The 16,579-nt window shown below is 56.7% G+C and carries 17 protein-coding genes; 3 read left to right on the top strand and 14 right to left on the bottom strand.

The window, feature by feature from the left end; genetic code table 11:
• Positions 1 to 110: 110 nt before the first annotated feature.
• Both glgC and serB read left to right on the top strand, forming a co-directional pair.
• Positions 111 to 1,361, top strand: a complete 1,251-nt coding sequence (gene glgC / locus H2O17_RS05810) for a glucose-1-phosphate adenylyltransferase (RefSeq protein WP_182050849.1) — start codon at positions 111 to 113, stop codon at positions 1,359 to 1,361.
• Positions 1,362 to 1,363: 2 nt separating this feature from the next.
• Complete coding sequence (serB, locus tag H2O17_RS05805; RefSeq protein ID WP_343037870.1) at positions 1,364 to 2,284, top strand: phosphoserine phosphatase SerB; 921 nt, start codon at positions 1,364 to 1,366, stop codon at positions 2,282 to 2,284.
• 26 nt (positions 2,285 to 2,310) lie between these two features.
• Here the strand turns inward: serB and H2O17_RS05800 are convergent, their stop codons facing one another.
• Entirely contained in the window at positions 2,311 to 3,300 is a 990-nt protein-coding gene (locus H2O17_RS05800) for a magnesium transporter CorA family protein (protein ID WP_182050848.1), read from the bottom strand.
• A 75-nt stretch (positions 3,301 to 3,375) separates the two neighbouring features.
• Between H2O17_RS05800 and H2O17_RS05795 the strand changes: the two genes are divergently transcribed.
• The gene (locus H2O17_RS05795; protein WP_182050847.1) at positions 3,376 to 3,603 is read left to right on the top strand and encodes a DUF6767 domain-containing protein; all 228 of its coding nucleotides are present in this window, start codon (positions 3,376 to 3,378) and stop codon (positions 3,601 to 3,603) included.
• 100 nt (positions 3,604 to 3,703) lie between these two features.
• Here the strand turns inward: H2O17_RS05795 and H2O17_RS05790 are convergent, their stop codons facing one another.
• The 13 genes from H2O17_RS05790 to pyrG form a co-directional block, all read right to left on the bottom strand.
• Positions 3,704 to 4,195 (bottom strand): SixA phosphatase family protein, encoded by a 492-nt coding sequence (locus tag H2O17_RS05790; protein ID WP_182050846.1) that lies wholly within the window; start codon positions 4,193 to 4,195, stop codon positions 3,704 to 3,706.
• Between the two features lie 13 nt (positions 4,196 to 4,208).
• Positions 4,209 to 5,822, bottom strand: a complete 1,614-nt coding sequence (locus H2O17_RS05785; RefSeq protein WP_281363077.1) for an ABC-F family ATP-binding cassette domain-containing protein — start codon at positions 5,820 to 5,822, stop codon at positions 4,209 to 4,211.
• A 163-nt stretch (positions 5,823 to 5,985) separates the two neighbouring features.
• On the bottom strand, positions 5,986 to 6,360 hold the full coding sequence (locus H2O17_RS05780; protein ID WP_182050845.1) for a metal-sulfur cluster assembly factor: 375 nt from the start codon (positions 6,358 to 6,360) through the stop codon (positions 5,986 to 5,988).
• Positions 6,344 to 6,826, bottom strand: a complete 483-nt coding sequence (gene sufU / locus H2O17_RS05775) for a Fe-S cluster assembly sulfur transfer protein SufU (protein ID WP_182050844.1) — start codon at positions 6,824 to 6,826, stop codon at positions 6,344 to 6,346. Before sufU ends, H2O17_RS05780 begins: the two co-directional genes overlap by 17 nt.
• Complete coding sequence (locus H2O17_RS05770; protein ID WP_182050843.1) at positions 6,826 to 8,112, bottom strand: aminotransferase class V-fold PLP-dependent enzyme; 1,287 nt, start codon at positions 8,110 to 8,112, stop codon at positions 6,826 to 6,828. Before H2O17_RS05770 ends, sufU begins: the two co-directional genes overlap by 1 nt.
• Positions 8,112 to 8,864 carry a Fe-S cluster assembly ATPase SufC gene (sufC, locus tag H2O17_RS05765; protein WP_182050842.1) on the bottom strand — a complete coding sequence of 251 codons (753 nt, stop codon included), beginning with the start codon at positions 8,862 to 8,864 and terminating at the stop codon, positions 8,112 to 8,114. The genes H2O17_RS05770 and sufC overlap by 1 nt, the downstream gene beginning before the upstream one ends.
• Before the next feature lie 11 nt (positions 8,865 to 8,875).
• Entirely contained in the window at positions 8,876 to 9,211 is a 336-nt protein-coding gene (locus H2O17_RS05760; protein ID WP_182050841.1) for a non-heme iron oxygenase ferredoxin subunit, read from the bottom strand.
• Positions 9,208 to 10,410: a Fe-S cluster assembly protein SufD gene (sufD, locus tag H2O17_RS05755; RefSeq protein WP_182050840.1), complete on the bottom strand. Its 1,203-nt coding sequence runs from the start codon at positions 10,408 to 10,410 to the stop codon at positions 9,208 to 9,210. The genes H2O17_RS05760 and sufD overlap by 4 nt, the downstream gene beginning before the upstream one ends.
• Complete coding sequence (gene sufB, locus H2O17_RS05750; RefSeq protein ID WP_182050839.1) at positions 10,410 to 11,861, bottom strand: Fe-S cluster assembly protein SufB; 1,452 nt, start codon at positions 11,859 to 11,861, stop codon at positions 10,410 to 10,412. Before sufB ends, sufD begins: the two co-directional genes overlap by 1 nt.
• Positions 11,858 to 12,556: a helix-turn-helix transcriptional regulator gene (locus tag H2O17_RS05745; protein ID WP_182050838.1), complete on the bottom strand. Its 699-nt coding sequence runs from the start codon at positions 12,554 to 12,556 to the stop codon at positions 11,858 to 11,860. The genes sufB and H2O17_RS05745 overlap by 4 nt, the downstream gene beginning before the upstream one ends.
• A gap of 202 nt (positions 12,557 to 12,758) precedes the next feature.
• A complete protein-coding gene (locus H2O17_RS05740) occupies positions 12,759 to 13,982 on the bottom strand; it encodes an Nramp family divalent metal transporter (RefSeq protein ID WP_182050837.1) in 1,224 nt (407 codons plus the stop codon).
• A gap of 275 nt (positions 13,983 to 14,257) precedes the next feature.
• Positions 14,258 to 14,842 (bottom strand): NUDIX domain-containing protein, encoded by a 585-nt coding sequence (locus H2O17_RS05735; protein ID WP_182050836.1) that lies wholly within the window; start codon positions 14,840 to 14,842, stop codon positions 14,258 to 14,260.
• Entirely contained in the window at positions 14,839 to 16,566 is a 1,728-nt protein-coding gene (gene pyrG / locus H2O17_RS05730; protein ID WP_182050835.1) for a CTP synthase, read from the bottom strand. The genes H2O17_RS05735 and pyrG overlap by 4 nt, the downstream gene beginning before the upstream one ends.
• Between the last annotated feature and the right edge of the window lie 13 nt (positions 16,567 to 16,579).

The following is a 16,579-nucleotide window of genomic DNA, read 5'->3' as shown; positions in this document are numbered from 1 at the left end:
TTTCTGGCACATTGTTGCTGTGTTACCAACGAAGATTGGAGCAAGAGAGTTTCCAAGCCGGGCGTCAACAGTTCATGCACCGATCTCCTCTCCAATGTAAGGTGAGACACATGAGAGCAAATCCGCGGGTCCTAGCAATCGTCCTGGCCGGGGGCGAAGGCAAGCGTCTCATGCCTTTGACGAGGGACCGTGCAAAACCGGCCGTTCCATTCGGTGGAACCTATAGGCTCATTGACTTCTCACTGAGCAACATCATCAACTCTGGGTACCTCAAAGTTGTGGTACTCACGCAGTACAAGTCTCACTCACTTGACCGCCACATCAGCAAAACCTGGCAGATGTCTAACTTGTTAGGCAATTACGTCACTCCGGTTCCCGCTCAGCAGCGCCGCGGCAAGAACTGGTATCTGGGTTCGGCGGATGCGATTTATCAGTCGCTCAACGTCATGGATGACGAACGTCCAGATATCGTGTTGGTTACCGGTGCAGACAATATCTACCGCATGGATTTTTCCCAAATGGTGGAGCAACATATTGATTCTGGCTTTGACCTAACTGTTGCCGGCATTCGGCAGCCCATCGAACTTGCATCAGCATTCGGAATCATTGACACTGACAAGTCGAATCCGCGCAAGGTAGCTCGATTCGTCGAGAAACCAACAGATCCGACGGGGCTCGAACTTCCTGACGCACCTGACCACGTGCTTGCCTCCATGGGAAACTACGTGTTCAACACGGACGCACTCATTGAGAGCCTGCTCGCTGATGCGGATCATGACGGTTCGAAGCATGACATGGGCGGAAACATCGTTCCGGAATTCGCAGCCAACGGTAACTGCGGGGTCTACGACTTCACGTACAACGAGGTGCCGGGTGCTCAAGAACGCGACCGCAACTATTGGCGTGACGTTGGTACCATCGACTCTTTCTACGATGCCAACTTGGATCTGATCGCCGTTTCTCCTGTGTTCAATCTGTATAACTCACGCTGGCCGCTGCTTACGGGCTATACAGGCCTCCCGCCTGCCAAGTTCGTCTACGGTCACCATGAGCGATTGGGGCACGCACTCGATTCGATCGTCTCCCCTGGTGTGATTGTCTCTGGAGGCGAAGTCATCGGTTCAGTCATCTCGCCCGGCGTACGCGTGAACTCGTGGGCCTCAGTTCGCGAATCAGTGATTTTCGACGACTGCAATATCGCCCGCAACGCCCACGTTGAACGCGCAATCCTCGACAAGCGCGTGGTGGTTGAAGAAGGCGCGATTGTGGGCGTTGACAAAGAACATGATCGCGCTCGCGGTTTCCACGTATCGGAGGGTGGCATCACCGTGGTCCCGAAGAACGCTCGGGTTACCGTATAGGTGTGACTTCTCCGCATTCGATCCATTCCGGTGCTATTCGTTTTTCTCTGACATCAGAACAGCCGCTTCCGGCTGGGCTTGTGGCCCACACAATCAGTAGTTTCACCGGGGCTTTTGGCGAACCCGAGGTCTCCCACCCAATCGTGGGAGACCTCAACTCGTTGAGTCTCTTCGTGGCAGATTCTGTTTCGCGCGTTACAGGTGAGATGCGTGCCGAACTGCGTGGTCCCGCGCTCGCGTTGGCGGTAGATTGCGCTCTCACTGAGGGCGCACTGGCGGCTCAGGGCCCCCGACTCGTCGTGACTGACGTGGATTCCACCTTCGTCCGCGGTGAAGTAATCGAGATGCTAGCCGCTGCAGCTGGGTCAGAAGAGATGGTTCGTGAGATCACGTCAGCTGCGATGCGCGGGGAACTTGATTTTGCTCAATCGCTCGAAAAGCGCGTCGCCACGCTAGAGGGCGTTCCTTCCCGCGTTTTCGACGACGTCGCCGCTACAGTCCCCGTGACTCCCGGCGCTGATTCACTTATCGCGGCGCTGCACGCTCGGGGTGGATACATTGGGCTCGTATCGGGCGGATTCCATGAAGTGGTTGACCAAATCGCTCAGCCACGTGGAATCGATGAGGTGCTCGCCAACCGGCTCATGGTTGCTGACGGGCGACTCTTGGGACGTACCTATGGTCGGATCATTGATAGGCAAGCCAAGCGTGAGGCCTTGCTACAGTGGTCCAGCGTGCGTGGTATTCCGCTAGACCAGACAGTGGCAGTCGGCGACGGGGCCAACGATCTGGGGATGATGGAGGCCGCTGGTCTTTCTGTGGCATTCTGCGCGAAGCCTGTGGTACTTGAGCAAGCTGACGCAGCGATCACCACTGCGCGGCTCGACAAACTCGTGGCCCTCTTCGGCTGGAATGCGCAGTAGCCACGCGTGCCGTAAAGGGTTGATTCCTACAGCCATTCACTCTTTCGGAAAGCTGCCCAGAGCATGATCGCCGATCCCACCAATAAGACTGAAGAGACAATAAGGCCAGAGTGTTCATTGAATCCGAAGAAAGGCAGATTCTGGCCAAAGTAGCTGGTGACCAACGTTGGAACTGAAATGATGGCGGCCCAGGCCGCTAGTTTCTTCATGATCTCGTTCATCCGAGTGTCTTGAAGCGAGAGGTTTGTCTCGACAATGAAAGAGATAGTGTCTCGGAGACTGTCAATCCATTCCGATGCACGCAGCGCGTGGTCATACGTGTCGTCATAGTATCCGGCCATCTCCGTCTGTGCAGTGAAGTGCCTAGCGAAATCGATCACCAGTTCGCGCATAGGTGACACCGCGCGGCGTAGGTGGGAAAGATCCCGACGAATGTTGTAGAGCCGTTGCTGTACTTCGTTCGTCAGCACCTTTTCAAAGAGCAAGTCCTCGATATCTTCGAGTCTGTCCTCGATCGTTTCGATGTAGTTGAAGTACTCGTCGACGATCGTGTCGAGAATAGAGTAGATAAGGTAGCTCGGACCGAGTCGCACCAGCCGTTGCTCCTCCAGCCACCGCTCCTGAATGGTGTCCACTGAAAAATCAGTGTTAGCTCTGACCGTGATGATCAGACGCTCAAATACGAAACCGCTCACACGAACCATGTTGAAGATGAATCCTGCTTCGGCTTGGTCCTCGTTATCGTTCGATGTATCGCCCACAGCGGCGTAACACACGAAGGAGAGGTGGTCCGGGTGGCGAACCACCTTGGTCCTCTCATGGGGCTCGAGTACATCTGCCATACCGAGCGGCGTGAGGCCGAAGTGCTTACCAATGGAGCGCAGTTCGGCGGGCGTGGGATCAGCAAGGTCGACCCACAAGAGCTCGCCCTCATCAACCTCCCTGCTGGGCAGTTGGCCGGTGGTATCCGCTGGGACGGCTTGACCGTCGCGCCACTTCCTCATCGTGAGAATCATGAGGTAATCGTATGCTCGCACTCCACTGTGATCCATGAGGCGGCACTGCCCGCAACCTGCTCTTAGAATGAACCTATGTCTGATGATGTTGCTCGGAATCGCCACGCCAATGTGCCGCAGTGCCCTTTGCGATATGGCGAACCGTGCACCTTGTGTCAGGCTTTCGTCACGGGTCCTGAGGATTGCCAGACCGTAGCCATCGTCATGGCTGATCCCGAACTCAAGGCTGAATGGGCACGTGGGCGCGCTGAATGGGCACGCAAGCAACGCTTAGCCAAGCGCGCATCCGCAGCCATCGCCTAACTTCGCCGCGGTGGCATGGCTGCCGTGGCGCCTTGATGTGCTTCGAACTTGTGCACACATCCGCTCATGCCCTGATGCATGGGTATGTCAGTGCCTAGAGCTATTCCACGTGTGGAACCAGAACATCACGCACAACATACCCACCACGATCCAGATATCCCCACCCGTCCACGTCGCCTATCGCGGCCGTGCCTGTTGAGAAGCCAGCGTGTAGGTCCCCAACTGGGGAGTCCTTGGACGCGAGCATGACCGCAGCCATTGAGATTGTAGGTTCGTGCGCTACCACGATAACGCTCCCGGCGTCTTCCGGAACGCGTTGGAGTAACCCCAGAATCCCCTCCCAGGAGGTTGCATACAGAGAATCCTCAAACCACGTCTCGGCAACTCTCAAACCACCCGAGTTCAACCCTGTTAACGTCTGGCGCGTTCTAGCAGACGATGAAACGATCGCTAAATCCACGCCGCCCACGGCCCTCGCCAATGCACTGCCTTGCCACGCGGCCTGTTGACGCCCGCGAGGCGCCAACGGACGATCGAAGTCCACTGGGGCATGGCCCGCTTTGGCGTGGCGCATGAGAATGAGTGTAGGCATGAGCCCAGCTTAGTCAGGCTAGAGCGATGAGATCCAAGTAATCTGAGGACCACAAATCCTCGTCGCCATCTGGCAGCAGAAGTACCCGCTCAGGATTGAGTGCTTCGACGGCGCCTTCATCGTGGGTAACGAGCACCACGGCACCTTCATATCGCCGCAATGCGTTGAGGATCTCCTCACGAGAAGCGGGATCAAGGTTGTTGGTTGGTTCGTCCAGAAGCAACACATTGGCTGCCGAAACAACAAGCATCGCCAAAGCCAACCTTGTCTTCTCACCGCCTGAGAGCACCTTGGACGGCTTATCTGCATCTTCACCGGAGAACAAGAACGAGCCCAGCACGCTGCGCACATGGGTATCGTCCAGCTCGGGTGCCACATAGCGCAGGTTCTCCACCACGGTCTTGTTGAGATCGATCGTCTCATGCTCCTGGGCATAGTAACCGAGCTTGAGGCCGTGCCCGGGAATCACTTCTCCGGAATCGGCTTCCTCAACTCCGGAAAGCAGCCTGAGAAGCGTGGTCTTTCCAGTACCGTTCAGTCCCAGTACCACCACTCGGCTTCCCCGATCGATCGCGAGGTCTACGCCAGTGAACACTTCCAAGGAACCGTAGGATTTGGAAAGCCCAGCGGCAGTTATCGGAGTACGTCCGCAGGGTGCCGGCGACGGGAAGCGCAGATGTGCCACCTTGTCGTTCACGCGCGGCCCTTCCAGGCCTTCCATCATGCGTTCTGCTCGACGGGCCATGTTCTGGGCCGCAACCGCCTTCGTGGCTTTCGCACGCATCTTGTCAGCTTGGGCCATCAGCGCAGAAGCCTTCTTTTCGACGTTCGCACGTTCACGACGACGTCGTCGTTCATCCACTTCGCGTTGGTTAAGGTAGTCCTTCCAGCCCATATTGTAGACGTCGATGGTCGCTCGATTAGCATCTAGGTGCCATACCGCGGTGACCGTATCCGTTAGCAAATCCACTGAATGGGAGATAACGACGAAACCACCCTTGTAGTTGCGGAGGTAATCGCGCAGCCACACTATGGAATCGTGATCAAGATGGTTGGTTGGCTCGTCCAGAAGCAGAGTTTCGGCCTGCGAAAAAAGAATACGTGCCAGCTCCACCCTGCGGCGCTGACCACCGGAAAGAGTGTGGAGCGGTTGCTCGAGCACGCGTGCGGGCAGTCCCAAGGCCGCCGCCATCTGCGCTGCCTCGGATTGTGCCGCGTATCCGCCAGCTGCGGTGAACTCCTCGTCCAGCCGGACGTAACGTTCCATCGCCTTGATCTGGCGATTGCCCGTGGCGGTGGACATCTCATGCTCAGCCTTGGCAATGCGCTTGAGTGTCACATCAACTCCGCGCACGGAAAGGATGCGATCTTTGGCCAGTTGGTCCGGGTCACCCACATGAGTATCCTGTGGCAGATAGCCAATGGAGCCACCACGATTGATCGTGCCGGTATGCTCAATAACCTCGGAAGTCACGCCCTCCCCTGCCAGCAACCGGGTGAGAGTTGTCTTGCCAGCACCATTGCGGCCTACCAAGCCCACACGCATGCCTTTATCCACGCGGACGTTGGCATCGACGATGAGTTCACGGGTGCCAATACGCATTGTTAGGTTCTGGACATTAATCACGGTATCTAGCCTATCTGCGTATATCCCCAAGGCCCGGCCGCTGAACTGTGAGATTGGCTGGCCCTGCAGTTTGCCACGCGATGATTCGCTGCACGGCAAGATAGTGGGCTACCCTGCAGGCAGCCCACTATCTCACACACATGTTTGTTCACGTTCCAGAAATCTAGACGTTGAAACCTAGCGCTTGGAGCATCTCACGCCCATCTGGCGTGATACGTTCCGGACCCCACGGCGGCAGCCACACCCAGTTGATACGCATTGATGAAACCATGCCGTTCAACGCCTGGGCAGCTTGATCTTCAATGACGTCCGTGAGCGGGCAAGCCGCTGACGTCAAAGTCATGTCAATGACCACTTTAGAACCCTCAAGGTTCACGCCATACAAAAGGCCGAGGTCAACCACATTGATACCCAGTTCAGGGTCAATAACATCTTTGAGTGCCTCAGTGATGTCATCAACCGTGGGGGCGGCGGTGGGAAGCGATGAAGCTGCGGTGGCATAAGCCGGCGCGACCTCCAACTCATTCTCCTCGAGCATTGTCTCCTCCATCGTTGGCCATGACGGCCTTGTCTGTCGCGTCGCGCATGGCCATCCAGCCTAGTAGCGCGCACTTGACCCGCATCGGGAACTTTGCGACCCCCGAAAAGGCCGCAGCATCCTCCAGCTTGTCCTGTGTCTCTTCATCAACACCATTCCCGCGCGAATCCATCAACTCACGGAAGGTTTCGAACAGGTCCATTGCTTCGTCGATGGACCTGCCCTCAAGCATTTCGGTCATGATCGAAATAGATGCCTGCGAAATGGAACAGCCTTGCCCGTTCCATCCGATTCCGTGAATATGTTTGCCATCTGCGGAAAGCTTGACTTGCAGATCCACTTGATCGCCGCAGGTTGGATTCACCTGAAATGAGTCGCCATCAAACGCGTCAAGCGCGCCGAAGCCATGGCGCTCATGCGCTGCGTCAAGAATAATCTGTTGATACATCTGGTCGAGATCGTCCATTAGTCCTCCACTCGGAAATAACGCCGAACCTCTGCCAAAGATTCCACGAAATAGTCCACTTCCTCAACAGTGTTGTAGGGACCTAGCGAAGCACGAGTCGAAGCAAACACGCCAAAATGCTGATGAATGGGTTGTGCGCAATGGTGGCCTACCCGCACGGCAATACCCTTAGAGTCTAAGAACTGCCCAACGTCGTGAGGATGAACACCGTCCACGGCGAACGCCACTGCACCCGTGCGGTTGGATTCGCCCTCAGGTCCGAGGATTCGTATGCCCGGCATCTTGGTCAAGCTAGCCAGCATGCGCCGAGTTAGTTCGGCCTCATAACGTGCAATCTTGTCCATGCCAATCTCGGTCAAGTAGACCGCTGCTTCGCCCATACCGATCGCTTGAGCAACAGGCATTGTCCCAGCCTCGAAACGGGCAGGAGGATCAGCGTAGGTGGTCTTCTCCATGGTGACAACTTCGATCATCGACCCACCAAACTGATATGGGGGTAGAGCCCTCAGCAGTTCAGCGCGGCCATAGAGAGCACCAATACCCGTGGGTCCCAACATCTTGTGCCCGGAAAACGCAGCGAAGTCCACACCCAGTTCATGGAAGTCGACCGAAATGTGCGGAACTGACTGGCATGCATCGAGGAACGTCAAAGCACCCACCTTGCGCGCCGCCTCCACGATCTGTGCAACCGGGGAGATCGCGCCCGAAACGTTGGAGACGTGCGTGAACGCGACAAGCTTGGTGTGTTCGTCGATTCGATCGAGCGTGGATAGGTCGATTCGGCCCTCCGCATCCAGATCAAGCCACCGCAGAGTGGCTCCTGTCCGCAAGCACAGCTCCTGCCACGGAATGATGTTCGCGTGATGTTCAGCGCGGGTGGTGACGATGACATCGCCTGGGCCAACAGAAAAGACATGTGGATCAACACCTCGACGCGATTCCACCGAATCGCCCCGACCAGCCGAAACGTTAGATATCGCGTAGGCAACGAGGTTGATAGCCTGCGTTGAGCCGGAGGTCCACACGATCTCGTCAGGTGCTGCACCTACAAAGGCAGCTACCTGCTCTCGGGCGCGCTCGTAAGCCTCGCTGGCCTCCTCAGCGAGGAGATGCGCGCCGCGCTTGACGGCGCCATTGTGCTGGGTGTCCATTGCCCGCACCGCGTCGAGTACGCGCTGCGGGCGCTGCGAAGTTGCTCCCGAATCCAGATACACAAGCGGCAAACCTCTCCTCACAGTTCGGGCGAGGATAGGGAAATCGCCGCGAGGCGCCGGAGTGGCGGACATCAGGCCTCCACGTAGGAATCGTAGCCGGAGTTCTCGAGTTCGTCGGCGAGCTCCGGGCCACCTGTCTTAACAATCTGGCCATGCGCGAAGACATGGACGAAGTCAGGCTTGATGTAGTTGAGGATGCGCGAGTAGTGCGTAATGAGAAGGATAGAGTTGTTGGTCTTCTCGTGTACGTGAACCACTCCCTCGGAAACAATACGCAAAGCGTCGACGTCGAGCCCGGAATCAGTTTCATCCAAGATCGCTACCTTTGGCTCCAAGAGCTCCATCTGGAGGACTTCCGTGCGCTTCTTCTCGCCGCCAGAAAAGCCGACGTTGAGATCGCGCTTGATGAAGTCCGGATCAACCTTGAGGTTCGCAGTGGCCTCACGCACGCTCTTGGTCCATTCGCGCAGCTTCGGAGCGTGACCGTCAATGGCAGTCTTGGCCGTGCGCAGGAAGTTCGTGACCGAGACGCCGGGAACCTCAACTGGGTATTGCATAGCGAGGAACAGGCCCGCGCGAGCGCGCTCGTCTGCGGTCATATCAGTGATGTCCTCACCGTCGAGCAGCACCTTACCCTGGGTGATGACGTACTTCGGGTGACCCGCAAGGGCGTAGGCCGTAGTGGATTTGCCGGAGCCGTTCGGACCCATGATGGCGTGAACCTCGCCATCACCAATAGTCAAATTAACACCGTGAAGGATCGGCTTGAGGCCGTCCTGAGTCTCAACCGAAGCGTGCAGATTCTGGATTTCAAGGGTAGACAACGTGGCTCCTCTTACAACGTGGCATCGACGTCTACTAGGACGTCCGAGCCGCTGATTTCAATTACGTAAACGGGGACCGGCCGCGTGGCCGGCAATGCGAGCGGGCGGCCGGAAGCTAGATCGAAGGGCGATCCGTGCTTCCAGCACTCAATGGTTCCATCCTCGATGTCGCCATCTGAGAGGGAGAAATCGGCATGGGTGCAGGTGTCTCCCACCGCGTGCCATGTGCCATCTGTATCCCGCACTACTGCCACGGGTACGTTCTTTCCCTCTCCATTCACCAGCTCCACCTTCAGTGCTTCGGCAGGACCAATAACACTAGTGGCGCAGGCGACTTGGAAACTCATTCAGCATCCTCCTCGGCAAATCCGTCATATTCGGAGGAAGAAGCGAGCCCGGCAATATCAAGCTCACGTTCGATTGCTGCCATAAGCTTGCTCTGCACGGATGGCACGCCGATATGATCTACGAGTTCTGCAAAGAATCCACGCACTACAAGGCGGCGGGCCACATCTTCTGGAATTCCGCGCGCACGCAGGTAGAAGAGTTGCTCCTCATCAAAGCGACCAGTTGCCGAAGCGTGGCCTGCACCAACGATTTCACCAGTCTCAATCTCGAGATTTGGCACGGAATCAGCTTTTGCGCCACCCGTCAGTACAAGGTTTCGGTTGAGCTCGTAGGTGTCCGTGCCAGTGGCAGGTGCACCAATAAGAACGTCACCAATCCATACCGAATGAGCCTCATCACCCTGAAGAGCACCCTTGTATGTCACCCGAGAGATGCAGTTCGGATGCTCGTGATCCACAAACACGCGGTGTTCCTGGTGTTCGCCTGCATCCGTGATGTATGCGCCTAGAAGCTCGGCATCGCCGCCAGGTCCGCCGTAACTGAGGTTCGTGGTGATACGTACCAGATCTCCACCCAGAGTCACCACGATGTGGTGAACCTTCGCATCGCGGCCAATCTTGATTGACTGGGTAGAAAAGTGGCGAGCCGTACGGTCAGCTTCCTGCACGCTCACCACGGTCAGTTCCGCTTCGTCAGCTACCGAGATTTCGATACCCTCGGTGAGTTCACCAACTCCAGTGTGTTCAATGACAACAGTGCTCGTAGCAGCCTTCTCAGCAAAGATGGCCAAGTGAGCGGCCGACATCCCCTCGGGTGCCTCAACCTGAATAACCGTCTCACCTTGAGCGCCAGCCGGAATAGTAAGAACATGCGCTTGAGTGAAAGCCTCCCACGCGAGCGCTCCAGAACGATCCTCGGGCACCCCAATCGTGCCGAGCCGAGGATCCTCGCGTCCCACTACTTCCAGAGCAGGATTTGAGGAACTGACACGTGCCGGAGCGGCGACGAGGTCATCAGTCAAGAAGTCGCGAACGCGAGCCATTGGCGTAAAACGCCATTCCTCCTCGGCACCCGTGGGTACTTCAAAATCAGACGATACGAATGAAGTCAGACGATCGGCACGCGAAGATCCCGTGCCCATCCCCTCTGACTCAAGCACAGCGCGCGAATGATCAGTAGACATGCTTGGTAGTGGCATCAGCCGACGCTTCCTTCCATCTGAAGCTCAATGAGGCGGTTCAACTCGAGTGCGTACTCCATTGGCAGCTCGCGGGCGATGGGCTCAACAAAGCCGCGCACCACCATAGCCATTGCCTCCTGTTCGGACAAACCACGCTGCTGGAGGTAGAACAGCTGATCCTCTGAGACCTTGGAGACCGTTGCCTCGTGGCCCATCTCGACGTCGTCGACCCGAACATCCACATACGGATATGTGTCTGTTCGCGAAATATCGTCTACCAAGAGCGCATCACAAACAACCGATGACTTTGAACCGTGTGCGTTATCGTCGATCTGGACGAGACCGCGGTAGGAGGAGCGGCCTCCGCCTCGCGAAATCGACTTCGAGACGATGGAAGAAGTTGTGTGTGGTGCGGAATGAATCATCTTCGCGCCCGTGTCTTGGTGCTGGCCAGGGCCTGCAAAGGCAGCCGAAAGCGCCTCGCCGTGAGCGTGCTCGCCGAGCAGCACGCACGCTGGGTACTTCATGTTGATACGCGAGCCGATGTTGCCATCGACCCACTCCATAGTGGCACCCTCTTCGACAGCAGCGCGCTGGGTGACGAGGTTCAACACGTTGTTCGACCAATTCTGAATGGTCGTGTAACGGCAATGAGCATTCTTCTTGACGATGATCTCAACGATCGCGGAGTGCAGCGAGTCCTTCTGATAGATCGGAGCGGTACACCCTTCGACGTAGTGAACGTAGGAACCCTCATCACAGATGATAAGTGTGCGTTCGAACTGACCCATTGACTCCGTATTGATGCGGAAGTAGGCCTGAAGAGGAATCTCTACTCGTACGTTCTTAGGAACATAGATGAAGGAACCACCAGACCATACTGCGGTGTTGAGCGAAGCGAACTTGTTGTCACCTGCTGGAATAACTGAACCGAAGTATTCCTTGAAGAGCTCCGGGTACTCCTTCAGCGCTGTGTCTGTATCGAGGAACACTACGCCTTGCTCTTGGAGATCCTCGCGAATCTGGTTGTAGACAACCTCGGACTCATACTGGGCTGCAACGCCTGCGACTAGACGAGCCTTCTCTGCCTCGGGGATGCCGAGCCGATCGTAGGTCTCCTTGATGTCCTCAGGAAGCTCATCCCACGACTGCGCTGGCTTCTCTGTTGATCGGACGAAGTACTTGTACTCATCGAAATCGATGCCAGAAAGGTCAGCGCCCCATGTAGGCATCGGGCGGCGTTCAAACAGACGGAGAGCCTTCAGACGGTTCTTGAGCATCCATTCCGGCTCATTCTTTACTGCCGAAATGTGGCGAACCACGCCCTCTGAGAGGCCCTTTTGAGCAGCTTGTCCAGCCACATCGGAATCGTGCCAGCCGTAGTTATACTTCTGGCCCAAAACCTCAATGGTCTCGTTCTGATCAGAAATGGCCTCAGCAACCGCGGCTTCATGCCGGGTTTGTGTCATGGCTGTCCTTCCTTGCGAGTTGACGTCCCGCGAATACGCGAGACAAGTGGAATCGTGAGCGTACACACGTGCTCGCCACCGGCAAGGGTCGCGAGGCGCTGAACGTGTACGCCAAGGAGTTCGTGGAATGCTTGCGTCTCTGCTTCACACAACGTGGGATATGCAGTGGCAACATCCTGGATTGGGCAATGGCCCTGGCAAAGCTGAAGCGTCAGTCCACGCGGTCCACGGCGCACGCTTGCCGCGTATCCATCCTGTGTGAGCGCCCGAGCCAACGCTTCGGCTCGCGCCTCCAGATCGTCACCCGCTGCTTCTACGGCAGGACGGTAACGCTCCTCAAGCCCAGTGATACGTTCGGACGCGAACTGTTGAATGCCTGCTGGCCCCATCGACTTGACGACAAAAGCTAGGGCTTGAGTTGCGACATCAGCATATGAGTCACCAAAGATCGCTTGGCCTTCGCCCGTGGCCACATAACGCCGCGATGGACGTCCCCGGCGGGCCGGCTGCGATGTTGCACCGTCATACTCGGCAATCTGACCATCAAGCTCCAGCTGCGAAAGGTGCCTTCGCACAGCCGCAGCAGTGAGGACTAACAGACCAGCCAGTTCAGCTGACGTGATTGGCCCTTTTTCAATGATGAGCCGGAGAATGCGTTCACGAGTCCCGGCTTCCGGATCAGGAATCCCAACCATGCGTCCCTCCTCTCATGCGCCCTTACATTAAACAACACTACTGTTTCCAAAATCCACCAAGCGTGCAGTAGGTCGCCCATCCGGGACTGTGAACCTAGACACTGTCCAGAACAGAATGTATTGAGAAAGAGAAAACGCCGCAAATTGGCCGAAAACGGAATCGCCGTTCTACGCACTCCGGAATAGGCCTAACGTCCCGCCACTACGAGGCGAATGTGGCGACAAGCAAGGCAATGTTCAAGACAATGATGAGAAGGGCGCACAAAACAGCCACTGCCAGCACAATCCGATTGAGGCGGCGCCCCGTCACGTAATCGTTCGCAGAGAGCGAGATAAGGGGAATAAGAACCAAGGGTATGCCAAAGGAAAGCACCACCTGCGAGATGACAAGTGCGCGAGTTGGGTCAACTTCTAAAGCCAGAATCACAACCGCCGGGACAGCGGTGAGGAGCCGGGTTGCCAGCGGAGTGATCTTCAAATTCAGCAGGCCGTTGAACACAACAGTGCCTGAATACGAACCGACAGTTGTTGATGCCAAACCAGAAAGAAGAAGAGCGACCGCAAACGCCCATCCCGCGCTCGATCCCAGAACAGAGGCTATGGCATCGTGCGCTCCAGTCAACGTGTCAGTGCCGTCGACTCCGTTAAGTGCGCCTGCGGCCAGCACAAGCATCCCGCCGTTCACGCTTCCAGCCAACAACATCGATAAGGCAATATCCCATCGCGTTGCTCGCAAGATCTCCTCTTGTTGATCTTTTCCGACATGACCAAAACGATCGCGAACCAACGCGGAGTGTATGTAAATCGCGTGGGGCATTACAGTGGCACCGAGCATTCCGGCCGCCAGGACCAAAGATTCATGGCCCGCAAATTGCGGTTTCATACCTTGAAGTGTCTCTACCGGGCTGGGACCAGCCAACACCACGTTATATAGGATTCCTGCCGCTATCAGCACCACCATGGTGATGATGACCTGCTGGAATCGATGGTTCGTTTTCCCGCCCTGTAGAACGAGAATCGCGGTGGAGATCGCCACCGTCACGATTGCGCCCCAGATGATAGGCATACCTGTCAGGACCTGTAGCGCAATCGCACCGCCCACCACTTCCGCGATGTCAGTGGCAATCGCGACCACTTGCGCCTGAATCCAGTAGGCAATACGTACGGGATTGGTGGAGTGCTCGGCAATGAGTTCTGGAAGTGTTCTCCCGGTCAGAACCCCGATCCTAGCCGCGAGGTACTGAATGAGCATGGCCATGAGATTTGCGCCAACTACCACCCATATGAGGAGATACCCAAACTCGGCTCCCGCGCTGATATTGGTGGCAAAGTTGCCAGGATCCAGATATGCGACCGCCGCAATGAAGCTTGGCCCAAACATCGCGATTCTTCGTTTGACGGACCCTTGATGCTTCACAGTTGTCATACCCGCGTTCATTAACGTGACTCCCACAGTTTCGGAGCTCCGAAATCTCCTTCATGGTACGCCGAATTCTCTCCATATGTGGAAGAACAGGCCCGAAGAGTGGATCACATCGCCTCGCAATCCCTCAATAGGATCAGGCATGCGACAACGAGTCACTTTATGACAGCTGGGAATCAAGTGGGGATACAGGATCAGCCATACGCAAACGTGTCACCCACCAGCAGCCGTGAGGGGGCTGATCAGAGTGTTCCGATCAGCCCCCTCACGTCAGCCTCTCAAAAAGTTGAGTTGCGAGACGCGTATGCGAGCACTCCAGCAACGAGAGTTGGGCAACTGAGGTCGCCCGCAAGGATCGCGGTCACCACCTCTCCCACAGGCAACCACACCGCCTCGATTTCAGATTCCTCATCCTCTCGCGCAAACGCCACATCAGCGGCCCGAATGCCCGTTGCGAGGAAGATTTGCGCCGATTCTGAGGAGCAGCCCGGAGAAGAACTCAGCCGCACCAGCGGTTCGATGCGCTCGGCAACGAGGTCCGTCTCTTCAGCCAGTTCCCGAGCAGCCGCCGTCACCTGATCTTCACCCGGGATATCCAGCAAGCCGGCCGGGATCTCCCACATGAGGCTCTTAAGTGGATGGCGGTACTGCCTGATGAGCAGCACCTCCTCACCTGCCTCGCCAGGGCGCACAGCCACGATCCCTATGGCGTCGTCGTGCTCAATATACTGACGCGTCATTGACGCACCGTTGCTGGCCAGCACTAACGTATCTTCGACCACGTCAAAAATGAGGCCGTGGTAAGGCGTCGACGACGCCGTCACCCGCACGTGGTTGGGTGCGAGCTGATCGCGCAAAATCACGCTTGAACGCTTTCTGAAGATGCGTCAACAGCTTCATCCGAGCCAGTTCCGTGCTTGTGGTCAAGCGCGGCCGCGATGAGGCCCACGAACAAAGGATGCGCCTTGGTGGGCCGGCTCTTGAACTCCGGATGGGCCTGTGTGGCGATGTAGTAAGGATGCTGGGCACGATCGAGCTCCACAAACTCAACCAATTCTCCATCCGGCGAGGTTCCGGAGACATGGAGCCCAACGCTCTCCAGTTGATCTCGATATGCTGAGTTGACCTCATAGCGATGGCGGTGACGTTCAGAGACGGCCGTGGTGCCGTATACCTTCGCGGCGATGGAGCCCTCGCCAAGCACTGCGGGATAAGCTCCCAATCGCATTGTTCCGCCGAGGTCGCCCTCCCCCTCAACAAACTTCAGCTGCTCATCCATCGTTGCAATGACAGGTTGGCTTGTGTTCGGGTCAAACTCTGTAGATGAAGCATCGGCAAGTCCTAGCAGATCACGCGCGGCCTCGATCACCATGCACTGCAGACCCAAGCAGATTCCAAGCGTTGGTAGCTTGTGTTCGCGGGCATAACGAAGCGCGCCAATCTTGCCGTCTAGGCCACGCACACCGAATCCACCTGGAACGAGGATCGCGTCGACGTCGGCAAACTGTTCTTTGGCACCTTCTTCGGTCTCGCAGGTATCGGACGGAACCCACTTGATGTTGACCTTTACCCAGTTGGCAAAACCGCCCGCACGGAGCGCTTCCGCAACAGACAAGTAGGCATCGTGCAGATCGATGTACTTACCAACCAGCGCCACGTTCACCTCTTCACGAGGGTTACGCACACGATTGAGGAGGCTCTCCCAAACCTTCCAGTCCACATCACGGAAACTCATTGAAAGGCGGCGCACCACATACGCGTCAAGCCCTTCTTGGTGGAGCGTGACTGGAATCTCGTAGATCGACGCGGCATCCTTGCACTGCACCACAGCTTCGCGATCGACGTCGCAGAACAACGCAATCTTGTTCTTGACTCCCTCGGGCAGATCACGATCGCATCGCAACACGATGGCGTCCGGCTGAATGCCGATTGAACGAAGCGCTGCCACGGAGTGCTGGGTGGGTTTGGTCTTCAGTTCACCACCGGCAGCGAGGTACGGGACGAGTGAAACGTGGATGAAGAAAACGTTGTCACGCCCCACGCGCTGGCGCACCTGGCGTGCAGCTTCAAGGAATGGCTGCGATTCGATGTCGCCAACGGTTCCACCGATCTCAGTAATGATCACGTCCGGTACTTCGCCAGATTCATCGGGAATTGCCTGCGCGCGCATGCGATCGATGATCTCATCCGTGATGTGAGGGATCACCTGCACACATTCACCCAAGTACTCGCCAGCACGTTCCTTGGTCAGAACGCGGGAGTACACCTGACCTGTGGTCGAGTTGGCATCGCCTGTGAGTTCCTCATCGAGGAAGCGCTCGTAATGGCCGATGTCGAGATCCGTTTCAGCGCCGTCCTTCGTTACGAAGACTTCGCCATGTTGAAAAGGATTCATGGTGCCAGGATCGACGTTGATGTAGGGATCCAGCTTCTGCATGGCAACACGCAATCCACGTGCGCGAAGAAGATGACCGAGGCTTGAAGCCGTCAGGCCTTTGCCTAGAGAGCTTGCGACTCCACCAGTAACAAAAATCTGGCGAGTAACTGAATTCTGATTTCCCGGGAGGCGGGCAGCACTTTGTTCCACGGAACTCCAGACT

It is taken from the genome of Changpingibacter yushuensis (assembly GCF_014041995.1).
Taxonomy (GTDB): domain Bacteria; phylum Actinomycetota; class Actinomycetes; order Actinomycetales; family Actinomycetaceae; genus Changpingibacter; species Changpingibacter yushuensis.
The sequence above is the reverse complement of the archived record's forward strand: the minus strand, read 5'-3'. Positions and strand labels throughout refer to the sequence as shown.